Below are 16,286 nucleotides of genomic sequence, written 5' to 3' on the forward strand. Positions count from 1 at the left end.
ATCCTCCGGTAGAATAATTATTGAAGGAGCGAAACCCATGAAACAATGGATGAGCCGTATTTTAGTCGGCGTTTTAGCACTTTCCCTGAGCGGCTGTGTTGCCTCACAAATCGAAACTTCGATTAAAGATGATGGCACTGGCACAAACACCTTTAAAGCGGGCTTGGGCGAAAAAGGTTTGGCCATGCTCCAACAGCTTGGTGGCGACGATGCTCAAGAACCATTCGCTGATGTTAAAGAAGGTGTAGCTGCCTATCCCGCCGAATGGGGCGCAACTGCTGCTGATTGGCAAGAAACCATCAATGGCACGACCTTCAAAGGCGTGAAGGTTGACATGAAGTTTGATAACCTTGCTATGCTCAATGAGCAACTGAACAAATTTATGAGTGATTCGGATAGCGAACAAATTCCAGCTACCCAGTCATTATCAAATTTGAAAGTGACTGATGATGGCGATAACTATACGGTTACTGGCAATGCAACCGCTACCGACTTGGCAGCTGACCTTGCAGCCCAAAGTGGCGGCGAAATGGGTGAATTACCCAGCGAAGTTGAAGATCCAAAAAGTGCTGTGATTGTCTGGCAAATCACCTTGCCTGGCGAAATTACCGAATCAGGCCCAGCTGAAATTACCACTGTCAATGGCAATACCGTTACGTGGAAGATTCCTGCCGACAAGGTTGCAACCTATAGCTTGAAGGCTGTTTCGTCGAAGGGTGGCGGGAGTAACTTGCCGTTGATTATTGGCGGCATTGGTTTGTTGGTGGTTTTGGCAGGTGTCGGCTTATTTGTGATGAATCGCCGCAAAGCAGCTCCAGTGGCCGCTGGTTATCAACAATATGGTGGCCAAACCTACGACCCGAACGCCCAACAAAATTATTCAGATCCCAATGACCCTAACCGCAAACCATAACCAAACTTGAAACATTTTGGCCAACACTCCGTCTTTAGGGCGGAGTGTTGGCGTTTTAGCTGGCAAAATTGCGGTACGATTAGAGTGAGTGATTTTTGATTAATGGAGGCTTGTATATGCGTGCTTGGTTGTTGCTTCTCGGTCTGGTGTTGTTGAGCGGGTGTGTGAGTCAGCAACAACAAACTGAATTCAATCCCGATGGAAGTGGTTTGTATGAAATTCGGCTGGGCTTTTCGCAGCAAATGCTCGATTTTGCCATGATGGGAAATTCTGGGGTAAGTGATGATGTGTTTGATGATGCAATGCTTGAGTTAGGCTCAATTGCCAATGGCTTACCCACCGAATGGCAAGCAAGCAGCGAAAATTGGAAAAGTGATGATGGCAAATATCGCGGCACAGTAATTCGCATGCAATTTCGCGATGCGGCGATGCTGCGTGATCAATTAACGAATACTGACTTGAACGAATTGTATAGTTTGGTGCGTTTTGAGGATGTTGAAGTTATCCAAGATGGCCGCGAAGTTCGCATGCGTGCGACAGTCAAAAATGGCGAAAATAGCATGTTCGATAGCCAAGAAAGCGCTGATGTGCTAGGCTCTGGTTTGATCGCTAGCCCAACCACGAGCTGGACAATTCGCTTCCCCGAAAGCATCGATTCGTGGAGCGAACGCGAAATTGCCTCAATCAGCGAAGATAAAAAGACCTTGACCTATGAGTTTCCTTATCCGCTGACCCGTGATTATCAGCTTGAAATCGTTGGCACACTCAGCCCGGCTGTGCCACAATGGGCGCTTTGGGTTGTTGGTGGCTTGGTTGGGGTTGGTCTGATCTTGGTGGGGGTGGGCTTCGGGTTGAGCCGCCGCAAGCCGACTGCGAGCTATCAGCCCTATGATTCAGCAACTGCTGGCCCGAGCACTGCGTCTTATCCAGCAGCCAGCCAAACCGCACCGCTAGCTCCGCCAAGCTACACACCTAAGCCTGCTGAATATCAACCAAGCGATAGCGTTGCGCCGTATGTGCCCAAGCCTGCTGAATATCAACCAAGCGATAGCGTTGCGCCGTATGCACCCAAGCCTGCTGAATATCAACCAAGCACCAGCTACGAACAGCCAACCAGTTTTGGCTCAACGCCTGCCGAGTATGGCGGACGCACGCCAACCCGCTCCTTGGGCATGTGGCAAGATCCGAACGATCAAGCCTAAAGCCGATATGGCGCGTGTGGCGCTGCATTTGGTTTATTTTGGGCTTGAATATGATTAATAGCTGCCAGCGGCCCAATAATCACCAGTTGATCGCCGCTGGTCAAGCGTTCATCGCCACGTGGGCGTAAATCTTCGCCATTACGCCCACGCCGATAGAGCACCGAAATATCGTGTTGATTTTCGACCGTCTGAATCAAGCGGCCATCAAAAATGCCATCACGTTCAACCACAATTTCCACCGTCGAAAGCAATTTGCCCGCAACATATAAGGCGTTGGTAATGCCGCGACCTAAGGCTGCTGCGGCCAAGGTTGGCGCTGCCAAGGCCGAGGTGCTAAATGCGGTCTGAATGTTAAACGCCGAGCTAAGTTTGCCCGCCAACGAATCGTTGAACACCCGCATCACAATATGAATATCGGGGTGTTGTTCGCGCGCGGTCAGCGCAATATCAAGGTTGGTCAAATCGTCGCCAGTGACGACAGTGAGCGAGGTGGCATGATGCAGACCCGCTTGTTGCAACAGCTCTGGCTGGCGCGCATCGCCAATAATCACTGGCACATGCTGGCCCATCACCAATTCATGAAACGGCCCATCGCTATGGGCATCGATCACCACAATATCGCAGCCGCTGGCCAGCAATTGGCCAACAACTCGATAGCCAATCTTGCCCAAACCACACACAATAATATGATCACGATAGGTTGATGCTAACGCCATTTGCCATGCCTCCCGTCGATTGCGTTTATCGAAGAGCAAAATGCCCATGTTGAGCGCACCTCGCGCCAGCAAAATAATATTCAAGGCTGGCGCGAGATAAAACAAAAGCTGCAACCACCATGGCTCAGGCAACGGCACAGGGTTAAGGGTTATTTGGCTAAATGCTTGATACAGCGCTTCGTGAAACGCCAGCGCCGGGCGCGTGCCCGCCCAAATTGCCATCGTAAAGCCCAGCCACAGCAAGAGCCACAAGCCCAACCAGACCCACGAATCGCGAAACACAATCCAGCCGTCGCGCAACGAGGCAGCGACCAAGCGTTTCCAACGGGCTTTGCGACTAGGGGCTTTGGCTCGTTTCATGCGTGATACATTGCCTCGCTCGCTCCCTCACGCAGTTGTTGATCAGCTTGTTGAATTGTGCTGGCAGTCCCAATTAAGGTTAGTTGATCTGCTGCTTGTAATTCGGTTTGGCCATCGGGCACAAATAGATTGCCCGCCCGCCGAATCGCCACAATCAACACATTACTTGGCAAATTAAGCTGTTTCAACGGCTTACCCACAACCCGCGGATTGGATACTTCAACTTCGTAAATGCTTTGATCAGCTTGATGACTTAAAAGCATGCTCATGGCTGATGGGCCTTGAACCAATTGAGTCAAAGCATCAATTGATGCTTGTAAGGGATTCAAAACCATAATTCCGAGATCGCGCAAAACGCTGCTAGTACTTTCATTTTCAGCCCGAGCCACAATGGTTACAACTTTAAAATGCGAACGCACAACTTGGCTTACCAACAGATTGAGTTTATCACTCGGGGTCAAGGCTACAACCGCTTTGGCCCGTTCAACGCCAGCTTTACGCAACACTTGCAGATCTGTCGCATCGCCAGTGATTGTGCTTATGCCGTGTTGGCGCACCCGATCGATCAATTGTTGGTCAGTATCGATCACGACTACATCGTGATGTTGGCTATGTAGTTGGCGGGCAAAGAGCTGGCCTAAATCATTCGCGCCAATAACTAAAGTGGTCATCGGTTCAACTCCTAATAAACGGGCAAATAGTGGGGTAGTGAAGCTTTGCAACACTACTGTGCCGATCACGGTCATAAAGACCAAGCCAATCAACAAATTGCCCCCAGCAAATCCTGCTTCTTCCAATGAGATCGAGGCAAAGGTGGCGACCGAAGCGGCCACAACTCCGCGTGGGCAAACCGCAGCAATAAATGCCCGTTCGCGCCAGGTTAACGTTGAGCCAAGCGTCGAGGCAAAGACACACAATGGTCGCACCACCACAATCATCAACACCACTGCCAACACGCCCCACCAGCCAAGCGCGGCCAAATCGGCAAATTTCAAACGCGCAGCTAGCAAAATAAAAATAATTGTAATTGCCAGCATGGTTAGGTCGCCCTTGAACAACACGACTTCTTCTTCATGAGGAAAATCAATATTGCCAACGACAATCCCTGAAACTGCTGCGGCGGCAATGCCAGCTTCATGCGAAATCGCTTCGGCAATAATAAAGATCGCAATTGCGCCACCCAACGCGCTCAAACGGGTGGTTTCAGCATTGAGTTTCGAGCCAATAAAGCGCAAGGCATAGGCCAAACCAATGCCGCCAACCAAGCCAATCAACGAACCAAGCAATAAGCGTTCGGCCCAATCGAAGGCTCCACTAATGGTTGTGCCGCTGGTAAGCAAAACATCAAGTACAACCACTGCCAAAATAGCGCCAACCGCATCAACCAGCACGCCTTCAGCTTGTAACAACACTTTTAAGCGCTCTTTGGCATTGCTACGCCGCATCAAGGGTGTGATCACGGTTGGCCCAGTCACACTCATTAAAGCCCCAAACAAGGTTGCCAGTGGCCACGATAAGCCCGCCACAAAATGTGCTACCAGGGTTGCACTGCCCCATGTCACCAAGGCTCCGACGCTCATCAACATCTGCAATGGGTAGGATAAACGGCGCAAATCGTTGATATCGAGCACCAAACCACCCTCAAACACAATAATCGCCACAAACAATGGAATTAATACTCGCAGCCCAACCCCTAAGGCCGATGGATCAACCAAGCCAAAAACTTCGGGGCCAACCAGCACCCCTACCAACAGCAACAATACAATCGACGGGATGCCAATCCGTTCGGCCAGCACGAAGGTGGCAATACCAAAACAAATTACCATTCCCGCCATCAACAGCAAACTATGTGCATCCATATAACTCCTTTCTGTGCGCCATGATACATTGACACAAACCTAAGCTATGCTACTATTATTGTTAGGTTTATCGTTTAACTTAGTTAACAAAAGGACCCAAACGATGGCGCGGATTTACGAAAACATTACCCAACTTGTCGGCAACACGCCGCTGGTTCGCTTGGGCAAAGTTAATACCACGGGGGCGACGGTATTAGCGAAGCTTGAGTTCTTCAACCCAGCGAGCAGCGTCAAAGATCGCATTGGCTTGGCGATGATCGAGGCAGCGGAGGCCGACGGTCTGATCAACCCAAGCGAAACTACGATTATCGAGCCAACCAGTGGCAATACTGGCATTGGCTTGGCCTTCGTGGCAGCAGCCAAAGGCTACCGCATTGTGCTAGTTATGCCAGAAACGATGAGCCTAGAGCGACGCAAATTGCTCAAAGGCTTTGGTGCTGAATTAGTGCTGACCCCAGGGCCAGAAGGCATGACTGGCGCGATTCGCAAGGCCGAAGAAATAGCCGCCGAACGACCTGGCAGCTTTATTCCGCAACAATTTAAAAATAAAGCCAATCCAGCAGTACATCAACGCACAACCGCCGAAGAAATTTGGAATGATACTGATGGCGCGGTTGATATTTTGGTTTCAGGCGTTGGAACTGGCGGCACACTGACTGGCGTAGCCTCGGTGCTCAAAGCGCGCAATCCAAACTTCAAGGCCATTGCGGTTGAGCCAACTGCCTCGCCGGTGCTTTCTGGTGGCAAAATGGGGCCGCATAAAATCCAAGGCATTGGGGCGGGCTTTATCCCCGATGTGCTTGATACCAGCTTGATCGATGAAGTTATTCAGGTGACCAATGAACACGCCTTTGAATGGGCGCGCAAATTGGCCCAAGAAGAAGGCTTGATGGTGGGTATTAGCTCTGGAGCTGCCGCTTGGGCCGCTTTGCAAGTAGCTGCCCGCCCAGAAAATGCTGGCAAAACGATTGTCTTTATTGTGCCAAGCAACGGCGAACGCTACCTCAGCACGCCATTGTTTGATGCTGAGTAGCGTTGAGGGGTCAGGGGCTAGCTGCCAGGGAGCAGTAGCTGAGATTCTATGCTTTGTGATTGTTTTAGCTAAAAGCTGATCCCTCGCCCCTGATAACTGAATCCTAAACAAAACCACCCTCAGCATATTTAGGTGCTGAGGGTGGTTTTTTGTGTTTGAGCGCAATTTAGGCAGCTGGAGGAGCTTCGTCGCCGTCGATGCCCAATTTATCTTTGGCGGCTTCATAGACATCGCTAGCTTTATCGCCAACGACTTCAGCAGCATCGCTAATTTTTTCTGCTGCTTGTTCTGCAAGGTCGCCAGCTTTTTCAGCGGCATCGCCTAAAAATTCACCAACCGACTCGGCAACATCCTTGGCTTTTTCAACCAAATTTTCGAAAAACCCTGGTTCATTATCAGTCATTGGGGTTTCCTCCAAAATGCCACGTGGTAGCTACCACGATCCGATGCTTCGCTCTATTGTAGTGGATTCATGCCAAGTTACAAGTAGCAATTTGGTTCCATTCCGCTGGATTCAGCACTGATCCATAAAGGCTATTGGCTACAGGTGTTAGGCTATCGTGGGCATGATTGAAATACCCATGCCTGCTGAAACCGCGAAGACCACGAATGCCGCAAAGGATGAGGCTCTAGGCTACAGGCGTTAGGCTATGGAAACAGAATGTTCCTAATATTCGTGGATTAGATTTTTAACGCAGCGGCGCAGAGCATGAATGGATCAAGGATGCGGAACAATTTTTGGATTTCAATGATTGCTCCATCCAATAGCCATCAGCCTATAGCCCAACTAATGGAATGTTCGATTTTACTTATAATAATGAGCGCTACATAACAAGGAGTGAAGAATGAAAGTCATTTGGAGTTTTCATTGTGATTATTGTTTAGCATGGCAAGAGTTTCACGATGATGATTGGGAATTGCCAGACGATTATTCTTGCCCCAAAGGCCATGAACTTGTAACTGCTTCGAAGCGATTGCTATCCGATAAACCAATTATTTGTTTGTATCCAACCAACACCTATGATCCGGTTAAAAAACAAACCAGCAAAGACAAGAATTTTTGGGTGATGATTCAACATATTCATACAGGCGAGCAAGTTTTTTCGCAAAACTTCTATCTCTTGGCCGATGCGCTCAAAATTGTTGAAAATTTACATCTGTTGACTTGGGATCGAGCACTGTGGTATTTGCAATTGAAAAAGATTTAATCATTGGATGAGGCTATTGGCTTTGGGCTATCGGGGCGTGGTTGAAATTAGCCATGCAGGCTGAAACCGCGAAGACCACGAAGACCACGAAGGTTAAGTTTTTTCGCCACAGATTTGTTTGATTATTCTTCTATGCGCACAGACACAGCTGCTTTTTGATTTTGCCTTTCGTACTTCATCCTTCATCCTTCATCCTTAGCCATATTTCCCTCTGCGCCAAGAAAATGAATCCACGAAGGTTATAGGCTTCTGACTTTTGACTTTTGACTTTTGCCTTCTGACTTTTGCTCTTCATCCTTCATCCCTCATCCTTTGTTCTCTGCTCTCTGTTCTCTGTTCTTATTCTGGTACAATATACGCACAGGTGAGCGACTAGATTTGAACATAGAAATTTCTATGTTCTTTGTTTTGATGGCTATGCAAGCAAATCAGCATATTATTGACCTTGGCAAAACCTTGGCCGCCGAGGAAAAAGCCGGTTGCGACGATACTGCAACCACCGAGGGAATTAGCGCCTTTCTGCGCGAATGGCAAGCGCAGCATCCCCAAGCCTTGCACGAACCAGTTGTGCAGGGCGTGCTTGATGCGCTCGATGGCTATTCCGATTTGGGCCATGCCGAACGCGAGGCGCGTTTGAGTGTCGCGCTTGATCGGCTGCGCAATTTGTTTCGTAAACAGCCCAAAGCGCCGACCGAGCCAGTTGGAGCCGTACCGCCGCTCGATACCTTGCTGAAAAATTTGGCGGGCATTGGGCCAAGTACCGCGCGCTCGTTTGCTAAGCTGGGCGTACATAGCCTCGAAGATTTGCTTTATCACGTGCCGCATCGCTACGACGATTTTAGCAAACGCAAGCAGATTTGCGATTTGGTGGTGGGCGAAACTGATACCGTGATTGTGACCGTCGATGCGATTAAAAGCTTCAATGCCAAAGGTCGCCAAGGCGTTGAAATTACGGTCGGCGACGATACTGGCGTGCTCAAGGCTTCGTGGTTTCGTGGCACATGGATGGCCAAGCAATTTCGTGAAGGCATGCGGATTGTGCTCAGCGGCAAAGTGAGTATGTTTCGCGAAATGAAATCGATGAGCAACCCACAGTGGGAGCCATTTGTCGAGGACGATTTGGTGCATACTGGCCGACTTGTGCCAGTTCACCCGCTAACCAAAGGCCTGCAAGATCGCAATGCTCGCCAAGTGATCAAACGAGTGGTCGATGTACTTACGCCAACTTTGCCCGATCCATTGCCAATTGAGCTACGCGAACGCGCCAGTTTGTTGCCTTTGGGCGTTGCAGTCAGCCAAATTCATTTTCCTGATAGCTGGGCGATGGTGCAACGGGCGCGCCAACGCTTGGGCTTTGATGAATTTTTGTACATTCAGCTGGGCGTGTTGCAGCGCAAACGGCTCTATCAAGGGGTGCAAGGCCAACCAATCGCCTTTAATCAAGCAATTCACGATGCCTATTTGGCTTCGTTGCCCTTTGCGTTGACCAATGCTCAAGCGCGCACCTTTACCGAAATTTGCCGCGATTTGGAGCGACCCGTACCGATGACCCGCTTGGTGCAGGGCGATGTTGGTTCGGGCAAGACGGCGGTTGCAGCAGCAGCCTTGGTGCAGGCCGTTGCGGCTGGCTTTCAAGGCGCGATGATGGCTCCAACCGAAATCTTGGCCGAGCAACACTATCGCGGCCTGAAAAAACTGCTAGCGAATGTTAAAATTCCTGGCCGCGAAACGCCGACGAATGGCGATTGGCGCAGCGATCTTGATCAAGAAAAACGTAATCGGCTGGCGCAAATTAAGCAATTGCTGATGCTCGCCGATGAGCCAGAGCCAGAGCCAGGTGGCATTCGGGTAGCACTGTTGACTGGCAGCCTAAAGGCTCGCCAACGCCGCGAAGCACTCAAATTAATTGCCGATGGCGAAGTTGACATTATCATTGGCACGCATTCGCTGATTCAAGCCAATGTCGATTATCAGGCGCTTGGCTTGGCGGTGGTCGATGAACAGCATCGCTTTGGGGTTGAGCAACGTGAGGCGCTCAAACGCAAGGGCTTTAATCCGCATCTCTTGGTGATGACGGCCACGCCAATTCCGCGCTCGTTGGCCTTGACAATTTATGGCGATCTTGATGTTTCGGTGATTGATGAGCGCCCACCAGGCCGCCAGCCGATTCGCACCAAATGGATTAGCTCAGGCGAACGCAGCAAAGCCTACAAACATATGCGCAAAGAGATTGCTGCTGGTCGCCAAGCCTTTGTGATCTGCCCGTTGGTTGAGGAAAGCGAAAAACTCGAAGATGTGAAATCGGCGATTGTCGAGCAAGAGCATTTGCAGCACGAGATTTTCCCTGAGCTGAAAGTGGGCTTGATTCATGGCCGCATGACGGCGAGCGAAAAAGACACGATTATGGCGCAGTTTCGCGACCGTGAATTTGATATTTTGGTGGCAACGGCGGTAGTTGAAGTTGGCATCGACATTCCCAACGCTACAACAATTATGATCGAAGGTGCTGAGCGCTTTGGCTTAGCCCAATTGCATCAATTCCGTGGGCGGGTTGGGCGCGGCAGCCATCAATCATTCTGCATTTTGGTCAGCGATAAAGAAGATAACGATGTGACGGTGGCGCGGCTTTCGTCGATGGAAGAAAGCGAAGATGGCTTTCGCTTGGCCGAGGTTGACCTTGAACTGCGTGGGCCTGGCGAGTTTTTTGGCATTCGCCAGAGCGGCACGCCTGATCTCAAAGTGGCGCAACTGACCGATACGCGCTTGTTGCACGCGGCGCGAATCGAGGCTGAACGCATCTTGAAGATTGACCCTGAGCTAGAATTGCCTGAGCATGCCAAGGTTCGCGAAAAACTCCAAGCCTTTTGGGCTGGCATGGAAACCCAAAGCAACTAGCTATACTGGTTCTTTGGATTGGCAACCAGAGCATGCCCTCACAGCCCCTCTCACACTGAACGCGGGCGAGGGGCGCGTGGTTCCCCCTCGCCTCGCGGGCGGGAGAGGGGGCAAGGGGGTGAGGGTATCAGGCCGTTGTTAACGTAATAAACCATTACAAATAGCTACTACAAAGGTTGCGAAAATTGCCCAACTAAAACACCAAAGACCCTCTTGACAGAGAGTGATTGGTGGTGTACTATATATTCAAACCTTCTCCTCTCTCTTCTCTCCCACAAGCGGCTCCATTATGCGAGCCGTTTGTGGTTTAAAACGTTTTTTTATTTTCCTCAAACCAAAACTCTTTGCTTTTGCGCTTAAAAATTTTTGATTTATCTCCAACGGTAGCGAAACTGTAACATTCTGTCACTTGGCGCATGTTATGCTCAAAGCCTAAACCGCGATCGCCCAAGCGTGATGGTTTAGGTACTTTAAGGATTAAGCTTGCCGTTCGCTCGCGACGGCGCTATAATCGACAGACAATCAACCCTCACATTGATTCCGTCGTCGTTTCAAGTAACTCCAAAGGAGGAGTCTCTATGAAAGAGTACGGTCCGGATCGTATCCACACAATTGGCCTGTTTGGCCATGGCGGTGCTGGCAAAACGACCCTCGCTGAAGCCCTACTTTTCGCCAGCAAAGCCCTCCCACGCATGGGGCGCGTCGAAGATGGCTCAACCGTGAGCGATTACGACCCCGATGAAGTCAAACGCCACGCCTCAATCAACCTCTCGGTGATTCCAATCGAATGGAACGGCAACAAGTTCAATTTTATCGATGTGCCTGGCTATGCAGATTTTCGCGGCGAAGCTGCTGCGGCGCTCAGGGTGATCGATGGGATGGTGCTGGTGCTTGATGCCGCTGGCGGGGTCGAAGTTGGTGCAGAATTGCTGTGGCAAATGGCTCGTGAGGCGAATATCCCACGAGTTGTTTTTATTAACAAGCTTGATCGCGAAAATGCCAACTTTCAACGCACCGTCGAACAAGCCAAAGGCCTGCTGAGCGAAGCAATCACGCCAATGCATATGCCAATCGGCAGCGGAGCGAACTTCAAGGGCATTGTTTCGTTGCGCAAACGCAAAGCATGGCTGCATCACAATGGCAAAGATGGAGCCTATGAGATCGCCGAAATTCCTGCTGAGATTCGCCCTGCAGCTCTGCAAATGGCCGATGGTTTGATTGAAAAAATTGCCATGACCAACGACCACTTGATCGAGGAATATTTGGCAGGCGGCGCAGAAGCGCTTAGCGATGAAGAGCTTCGCCAAGGCTTTCAGGCTGCAATCAATGCGCATACAATTATGCCGCTGTTTATCGGCTCGGCAACTACGCTTTCGGGCATTCCCCAGTTGCTCGATGGCATTCTCGATGCGATTCCATCCGCGGCCAAGCGTTTGACCACTGCCCACGATTTGCGCAATGATGATGATTATTTTCTCGAAGGCAAATCAGACGAGCCGCTGAGTGCGCTGGTTTTCAAAACCCATGTCGATCAATATGTTGGCCGTTTGAGCTGCTTCCGCGTATTTAGCGGCGAGCTGCACTCAAACTCGGTGGTGCGCAATGCGCGCACAGGCCGCGACGAACGCATTGGTCAACTCTTCCAGTTGCGCGGCAAGGAGCAAACGCCAGTCTCGGTGGTGCATGCAGGCGATTTGGGAGCTGTGGCCAAGCTCGCCGACACACTGAGCGGCGACACACTCTACGGCGCTGACAATCCGCTGCGCTTGCGCGGCATTAGCTACCCCGAAGCCGCCTTTACCGCCAAAGTCACCCCACATTCCAAAAACGACCTCGACAAGTTAGGCAATGCACTGCATCGAATTATTGAAGAAGACCCGATTTTGCAGCTTGGGCGCGACATCCAAACTGGCGAAACCTTGCTTGCAGGCTTGAGCGAAACGCACTTGAATTTTGTCGCCGAACGAGTGAAGCGCAAATTCGATGTGCATTTCGATTTGGCAATTCCTAGCGTGCCCTATCGCGAACGCATCAGCAGCACCGCTAGCTCAACCTATCGCCATAAAAAGCAAACTGGTGGAGCTGGCCAATTTGCCGAAATTTCGCTGCGGCTTGAGCCATTGCCAGCCGATCCTGATCGCGCTGATCCACTCGAATTTGCGAGCGAAATTGTAGGTGGAGTGGTTTCGCGCTCGTTCTGGCCAGCGATTGAAAAGGGCATTCGCGAATCGATGGCTTTGGGCGTGCTTTCTGGCCACCCAGTGATTGACGTGAAGGCCGTGATTTACGACGGCAAGGAACATCCGGTTGATAGCAAAGAAATTGCTTTCAAAACTGCTGGTAAATTTGCCTTCCGCGAGGCTGCGCGCAAAGCCAATCCGGTAATTATCGAGCCAATTTATGTGCTCAACATCAATGTTCCCGATGAATATGTTGGCGATATTTTGAGCGATTTGAATGGCAATAAACGGGGGCGAGTGCAAGGCATGGAGCAAATTGGCCATAGCCGCACCTTGATTACCGCCCATGTGCCTTTGGCCGAATGCCAACGCTACTCGACCGATTTGCGTTCGATTACCCAAGGCCGTGGCGATTTTGTGATGCGGCTTGATCATTATGATGATGTGCCGCACAGCGTCGCCCAAACCATCATCGCCAATGCCAAGCAGCACCACGACGACGATGAATAGCGACTGAAGGATGAATTATGAAGGATGAGGGATGAAGGCAGAAGTCAAAAGTCAAAAATTTAACGCAGAGGCGCAGAGAACCAAGGGATGAAGGCAGAAATCAAAAGTCAAAAGGCAAAAGAAGGGAGGAATGGCTATAGGCTATAGGCTTTGGGAACGTAATCAATAAATTTGTGGCGAAAAGAAGGGATGAAGGATGAAAATTCGGGCTGTAGGCTCTGGGAATTATTCCTAGAGCCTATATGTACTGGTCATTGCATTAACCATCGATTTCCCCTCACCCCCAACCCCTCACCCACGTGGCGGGCGAGGGGCTTTAATCCCGTGGTTCTTGCGCAATACGTTGGTAAAAACCGGTGCTCCCCTCGCCCGCGTTCAGTGGGAGCGGGGCTGGGGGGTGAGGGCATGAATTTCGTTGCCAATCTAACGAACCAGTACACCTATAGCCCATAGCCCATAGCCATACTTATCTCTGCGCCGCTGCGTTAAAACCCCGATCTCTTATCCCCTATGTTCTATGTTCTATGCTCTATGTTCTTACTTCCCGATCCCCAACCCCTATGCTCTCTGTTCTTTCTCTGTTAACGCAAAAAAGCCCACAGATGGGGCTTTCATTGCAGAACAGTGCTAAAAATGGCAGAGCTTATTGCACGGTGGTGCGGGTGCCGATGCCATTAGCAATGTTGAAGCGGCGAACCAACCGTGATTTGCGGCGGGCTGCTTGGTTTTTGTGAATGATGCCTTTAGCGGCTGCTTGGTCCAAGGCTTTCAACGCTGCTGCCAACGACTCTTTGCTAGCTTCGTTTTTAGCATTGACGCTTTGAGCTGATTTCTTGACCAAGGTTTTGAGTTGTGAGCGCACCATAACGTTGCGTGCATGGCGGCGAGCAGTTGTCCGAATGCGTTTGCGGGCTGAAGCTGTATTAGCCAACGTGACCTCCTCGAAGGTTTGGTATCATAAGAAAACGCCGAGGCCACGCAGCCTGCGGCTAATTTGGATTCGCGACGATGGATTATACCAGAAAGAATCAAAATGAGCAACGAGTCATTATCGCCGACTCCCACGCCCACTTCCAGCCCATTACGCAAGCGCTCGATGAGTGCAGTGCTCAATAGCGCAATTGTGATGTTGGGCTATTTATTAAGTCGCGTGATTGGGATTGTGCGCCAAACAGTCTTGTCGAGCTACTTTGGCACCAATGTTGTCAGCGATATTTATACCACAGCCTTTCAAATTCCCGATTTGTTGTATTTGGTGATTATTGGCGGCGCGTTGGGCACAGCCTTTATTCCAATTTTTATTGAAGCCTATACCAACCAAACTCATGAACGAGCGTGGCAAGTTGCCAATTTGGTGATTAACGCAGCTTTGGCGGTGCTAAGTGTGGTTTCGTTGGCGATTTTGCTGCTAGCCGACCCGCTGCTACGTTGGCTTAACCCGACTTATACGCCCGAACAACTCGGTTTGGCGATATATTTGGTGCGCTTGTTTATGCTCTCGCCGTTGCTGCTTGGCTTGGGTGGTTTGGCAATGGCAACGCTGAATGCGCTTGATCATTTCACCATGCCAGCCTTAGTTCCGGTGATTTATAACGTGGCGATTATTGCGGGAATTGTGCTGATTGGGCCGTTGCTGGTGCGTTTTGGCTTGGTGCAACATCCGATCAGCGTGGTTGAGCATAATGGCCAATCGGTTTCGATTGAAGGCGCTGCGTGGGGCGTGGTGCTGGGTGCGTTGCTCTATTTGGTTTGTCAATTGCCGGTGCTCTATCGGGCGGGCTTTCGCTATCAAGTGTTGTTTAATTGGCGCGATGCTGCCTTGCGCCGAATTGGCCTGTTGATGGGGCCGCGGGTTTTTGGCCAAGCAGCCATGCAAATCAACACAATCGCAATTTTTAGCTTTGCCAAATTGCTTGGCGATGGCCGCGCCACGGCGTTGAGCAACGCATTAACGTTGATGTTGCTGCCGCATGGCATTTTTGCCCTCAGCTTGGCGACTGTGATGTTTCCCCAACTCAGCCGCTTGGATGCGGCAGGCGATGAGGAAGGCTTTAATCAAACGACGCGCAGCACCTTGGGCACAGTATTATGGGCAATTATTCCCGCCGCTGTTGGCTTGATGCTGCTGGCCACGCCAATTGTCCAGGTACTGTTCCAACGCGGCAACTTCGATAGCCAATCGACCTTGTGGGTGGTGCAAGCCTTGATGATGTATGCCACGGCGCTGCCAGCCTTTGGTGCTGCCGAAATCTTGATTCGTGGCTTTTATGCCCGCCAAGAAACCACGATTCCGGTGCTGATTGGGATTGTGACCGTGGTGTTGAATATTGGTCTGTGTTGGATCCTGACTCGTTATAGCACCAGCCATATTGTGCTGGCGGGGGCATTTAGCGTTACCAACAATCTTGAATTATTGTTGCTGCTGGTGATGTGGCGGCGGCGCAATGGCAATCTTGATGCTGCTGGCCAATTGCAGCGTTCGTTGCTCATTACGCTGCTTAGCTCGTTGGCGATGGCGTTGGTGTTGCAAGCGCCGATATTTAGCCTGTTGATTGTTGGCTTACTTGGCTTAAATTATGGGTGGCGACGTTTGAAGGCCGAGCCGCTGCCTCAATGGCTGGGCTTTGCCATTGCAGCGATTGGCGGTTTGGGCTTGGCGTGGCAAACCAACTTATTTGATCTAAAGTCTTGGGTGCAAATTGCGCCACAAGCCCAAAGTTTGGCTGGCTTGCTCGGTTCGTTGCTGTTTAATGGCTTATTGGCGATTGCAATCTATTTTGCTTGCTCAAGCGCCTTGGGTGCGCCCGAAGCAGCAGTTTGGCAACAACGCATTTTGGGGCGGCTGAAACGGCGCTAAATCAGCTGTGAGCTAATTCACACTAAAATTGCTCAATTCGTGACAGAACATGACACATAAGCCAATTATAGTATCTCCATCAACAGAAAATTGTTTATGGAGGGACGTAATTATGGCTACACGACGGATTTCAACAATCGTAATGGCAGTTTTGGGTTTGATTATGTTGGTTGGTTTATTCTTGCCCTATATTCAAAGCACCAGCTCGCCAGATTTAAAGATTAGCGTGTTTCAAGTACTTGGTGGCGAAATTAGCGATTTAATTCCAGCGGCAAATAAAACCATTTATCTGGTTATCGGGGCTGCTGTTGCAATTGGTGGTTTATTCGCTTTATTGAGCCTGACTGGCAAAAAAGTATTTGGAATTTTTAGTATTATCGCAAGTTTCTTGATTGCTGCATTCCATGGCTTGCTCACAATTGGCTTCTCGGAAAAACGCGATATTGTGGCAGGCTTAGGTTTTTGGTTGCTCTTAGCTGCAAGCTTGGTTTTATTTGTCACGAGCATTGTCTTTGTTGCGCGTAAACCAAAACTTGTCTAATTGATTGTGGCG

The 16,286-nt window shown here is 50.3% G+C and carries 12 protein-coding genes; 8 read left to right on the top strand and 4 right to left on the bottom strand.

The genetic code is table 11. The annotated features are described in order from the left end of the window. The first annotated feature begins 37 nt into the window (after nucleotides 1–37). Both JOD20_RS14140 and JOD20_RS14145 read left to right on the top strand, forming a co-directional pair. Nucleotides 38–913 carry an LppM family (lipo)protein gene (locus tag JOD20_RS14140; protein ID WP_204755884.1) on the top strand — a complete coding sequence of 292 codons (876 nt, stop codon included), beginning with the start codon at nucleotides 38–40 and terminating at the stop codon, nucleotides 911–913. Nucleotides 914–1,029: 116 nt separating this feature from the next. Continuing rightward, entirely contained in the window at nucleotides 1,030–2,115 is a 1,086-nt protein-coding gene (locus JOD20_RS14145) for a hypothetical protein (protein WP_204755885.1), read from the top strand. On the opposite strand, the gene JOD20_RS14150 is transcribed toward JOD20_RS14145, so the two are convergent. Next, nucleotides 2,112–3,191, bottom strand: coding sequence for a potassium channel family protein (locus tag JOD20_RS14150; RefSeq protein WP_204755886.1), 1,080 nt, complete (start codon nucleotides 3,189–3,191; stop codon nucleotides 2,112–2,114). The genes JOD20_RS14145 and JOD20_RS14150 overlap by 4 nt on opposite strands. Next, nucleotides 3,188–5,050, bottom strand: a complete 1,863-nt coding sequence (locus tag JOD20_RS14155) for a cation:proton antiporter domain-containing protein (protein WP_204755887.1) — start codon at nucleotides 5,048–5,050, stop codon at nucleotides 3,188–3,190. Before JOD20_RS14155 ends, JOD20_RS14150 begins: the two co-directional genes overlap by 4 nt. Nucleotides 5,051–5,153: 103 nt before the next feature. Between JOD20_RS14155 and cysK the strand changes: the two genes are divergently transcribed. Then, entirely contained in the window at nucleotides 5,154–6,083 is a 930-nt protein-coding gene (cysK, locus tag JOD20_RS14160) for a cysteine synthase A (RefSeq protein ID WP_204755888.1), read from the top strand. Between the two features lie 166 nt (nucleotides 6,084–6,249). Here the strand turns inward: cysK and JOD20_RS14165 are convergent, their stop codons facing one another. Further along, nucleotides 6,250–6,486 (bottom strand): hypothetical protein, encoded by a 237-nt coding sequence (locus JOD20_RS14165; RefSeq protein WP_204755889.1) that lies wholly within the window; start codon nucleotides 6,484–6,486, stop codon nucleotides 6,250–6,252. A 442-nt stretch (nucleotides 6,487–6,928) separates the two neighbouring features. On the opposite strand from JOD20_RS14165, the gene JOD20_RS14170 reads away from it, so the two are divergent. The 3 genes from JOD20_RS14170 to JOD20_RS14180 all read left to right on the top strand — a co-directional run bounded on the left by JOD20_RS14170 (nucleotide 6,929) and on the right by JOD20_RS14180 (nucleotide 12,876). Beyond that, nucleotides 6,929–7,291, top strand: a complete 363-nt coding sequence (locus JOD20_RS14170; RefSeq protein WP_204755890.1) for a hypothetical protein — start codon at nucleotides 6,929–6,931, stop codon at nucleotides 7,289–7,291. A gap of 396 nt (nucleotides 7,292–7,687) precedes the next feature. Then, the gene (recG, locus tag JOD20_RS14175; protein ID WP_204755891.1) at nucleotides 7,688–10,186 is read left to right on the top strand and encodes an ATP-dependent DNA helicase RecG; all 2,499 of its coding nucleotides are present in this window, start codon (nucleotides 7,688–7,690) and stop codon (nucleotides 10,184–10,186) included. A gap of 578 nt (nucleotides 10,187–10,764) precedes the next feature. Beyond that, the gene (locus JOD20_RS14180; RefSeq protein WP_204755892.1) at nucleotides 10,765–12,876 is read left to right on the top strand and encodes an elongation factor G; all 2,112 of its coding nucleotides are present in this window, start codon (nucleotides 10,765–10,767) and stop codon (nucleotides 12,874–12,876) included. Between the two features lie 643 nt (nucleotides 12,877–13,519). Here the strand turns inward: JOD20_RS14180 and rpsT are convergent. Continuing rightward, nucleotides 13,520–13,807, bottom strand: a complete 288-nt coding sequence (gene rpsT / locus JOD20_RS14185; RefSeq protein ID WP_054535094.1) for a 30S ribosomal protein S20 — start codon at nucleotides 13,805–13,807, stop codon at nucleotides 13,520–13,522. 102 nt (nucleotides 13,808–13,909) lie between these two features. On the opposite strand from rpsT, the gene murJ reads away from it, so the two are divergent. Together murJ and JOD20_RS14195 are read left to right on the top strand one after the other, a co-directional pair. Beyond that, entirely contained in the window at nucleotides 13,910–15,733 is a 1,824-nt protein-coding gene (gene murJ / locus JOD20_RS14190) for a murein biosynthesis integral membrane protein MurJ (protein WP_204755893.1), read from the top strand. A gap of 112 nt (nucleotides 15,734–15,845) precedes the next feature. Next, nucleotides 15,846–16,274 carry a hypothetical protein gene (locus JOD20_RS14195; RefSeq protein ID WP_204755894.1) on the top strand — a complete coding sequence of 143 codons (429 nt, stop codon included), beginning with the start codon at nucleotides 15,846–15,848 and terminating at the stop codon, nucleotides 16,272–16,274. Nucleotides 16,275–16,286: the final 12 nt, after the last annotated feature.

The sequence above is a fragment of the Herpetosiphon giganteus genome (assembly GCF_016907925.1).
In the GTDB taxonomy this organism is placed as follows: domain Bacteria; phylum Chloroflexota; class Chloroflexia; order Chloroflexales; family Herpetosiphonaceae; genus Herpetosiphon; species Herpetosiphon giganteus.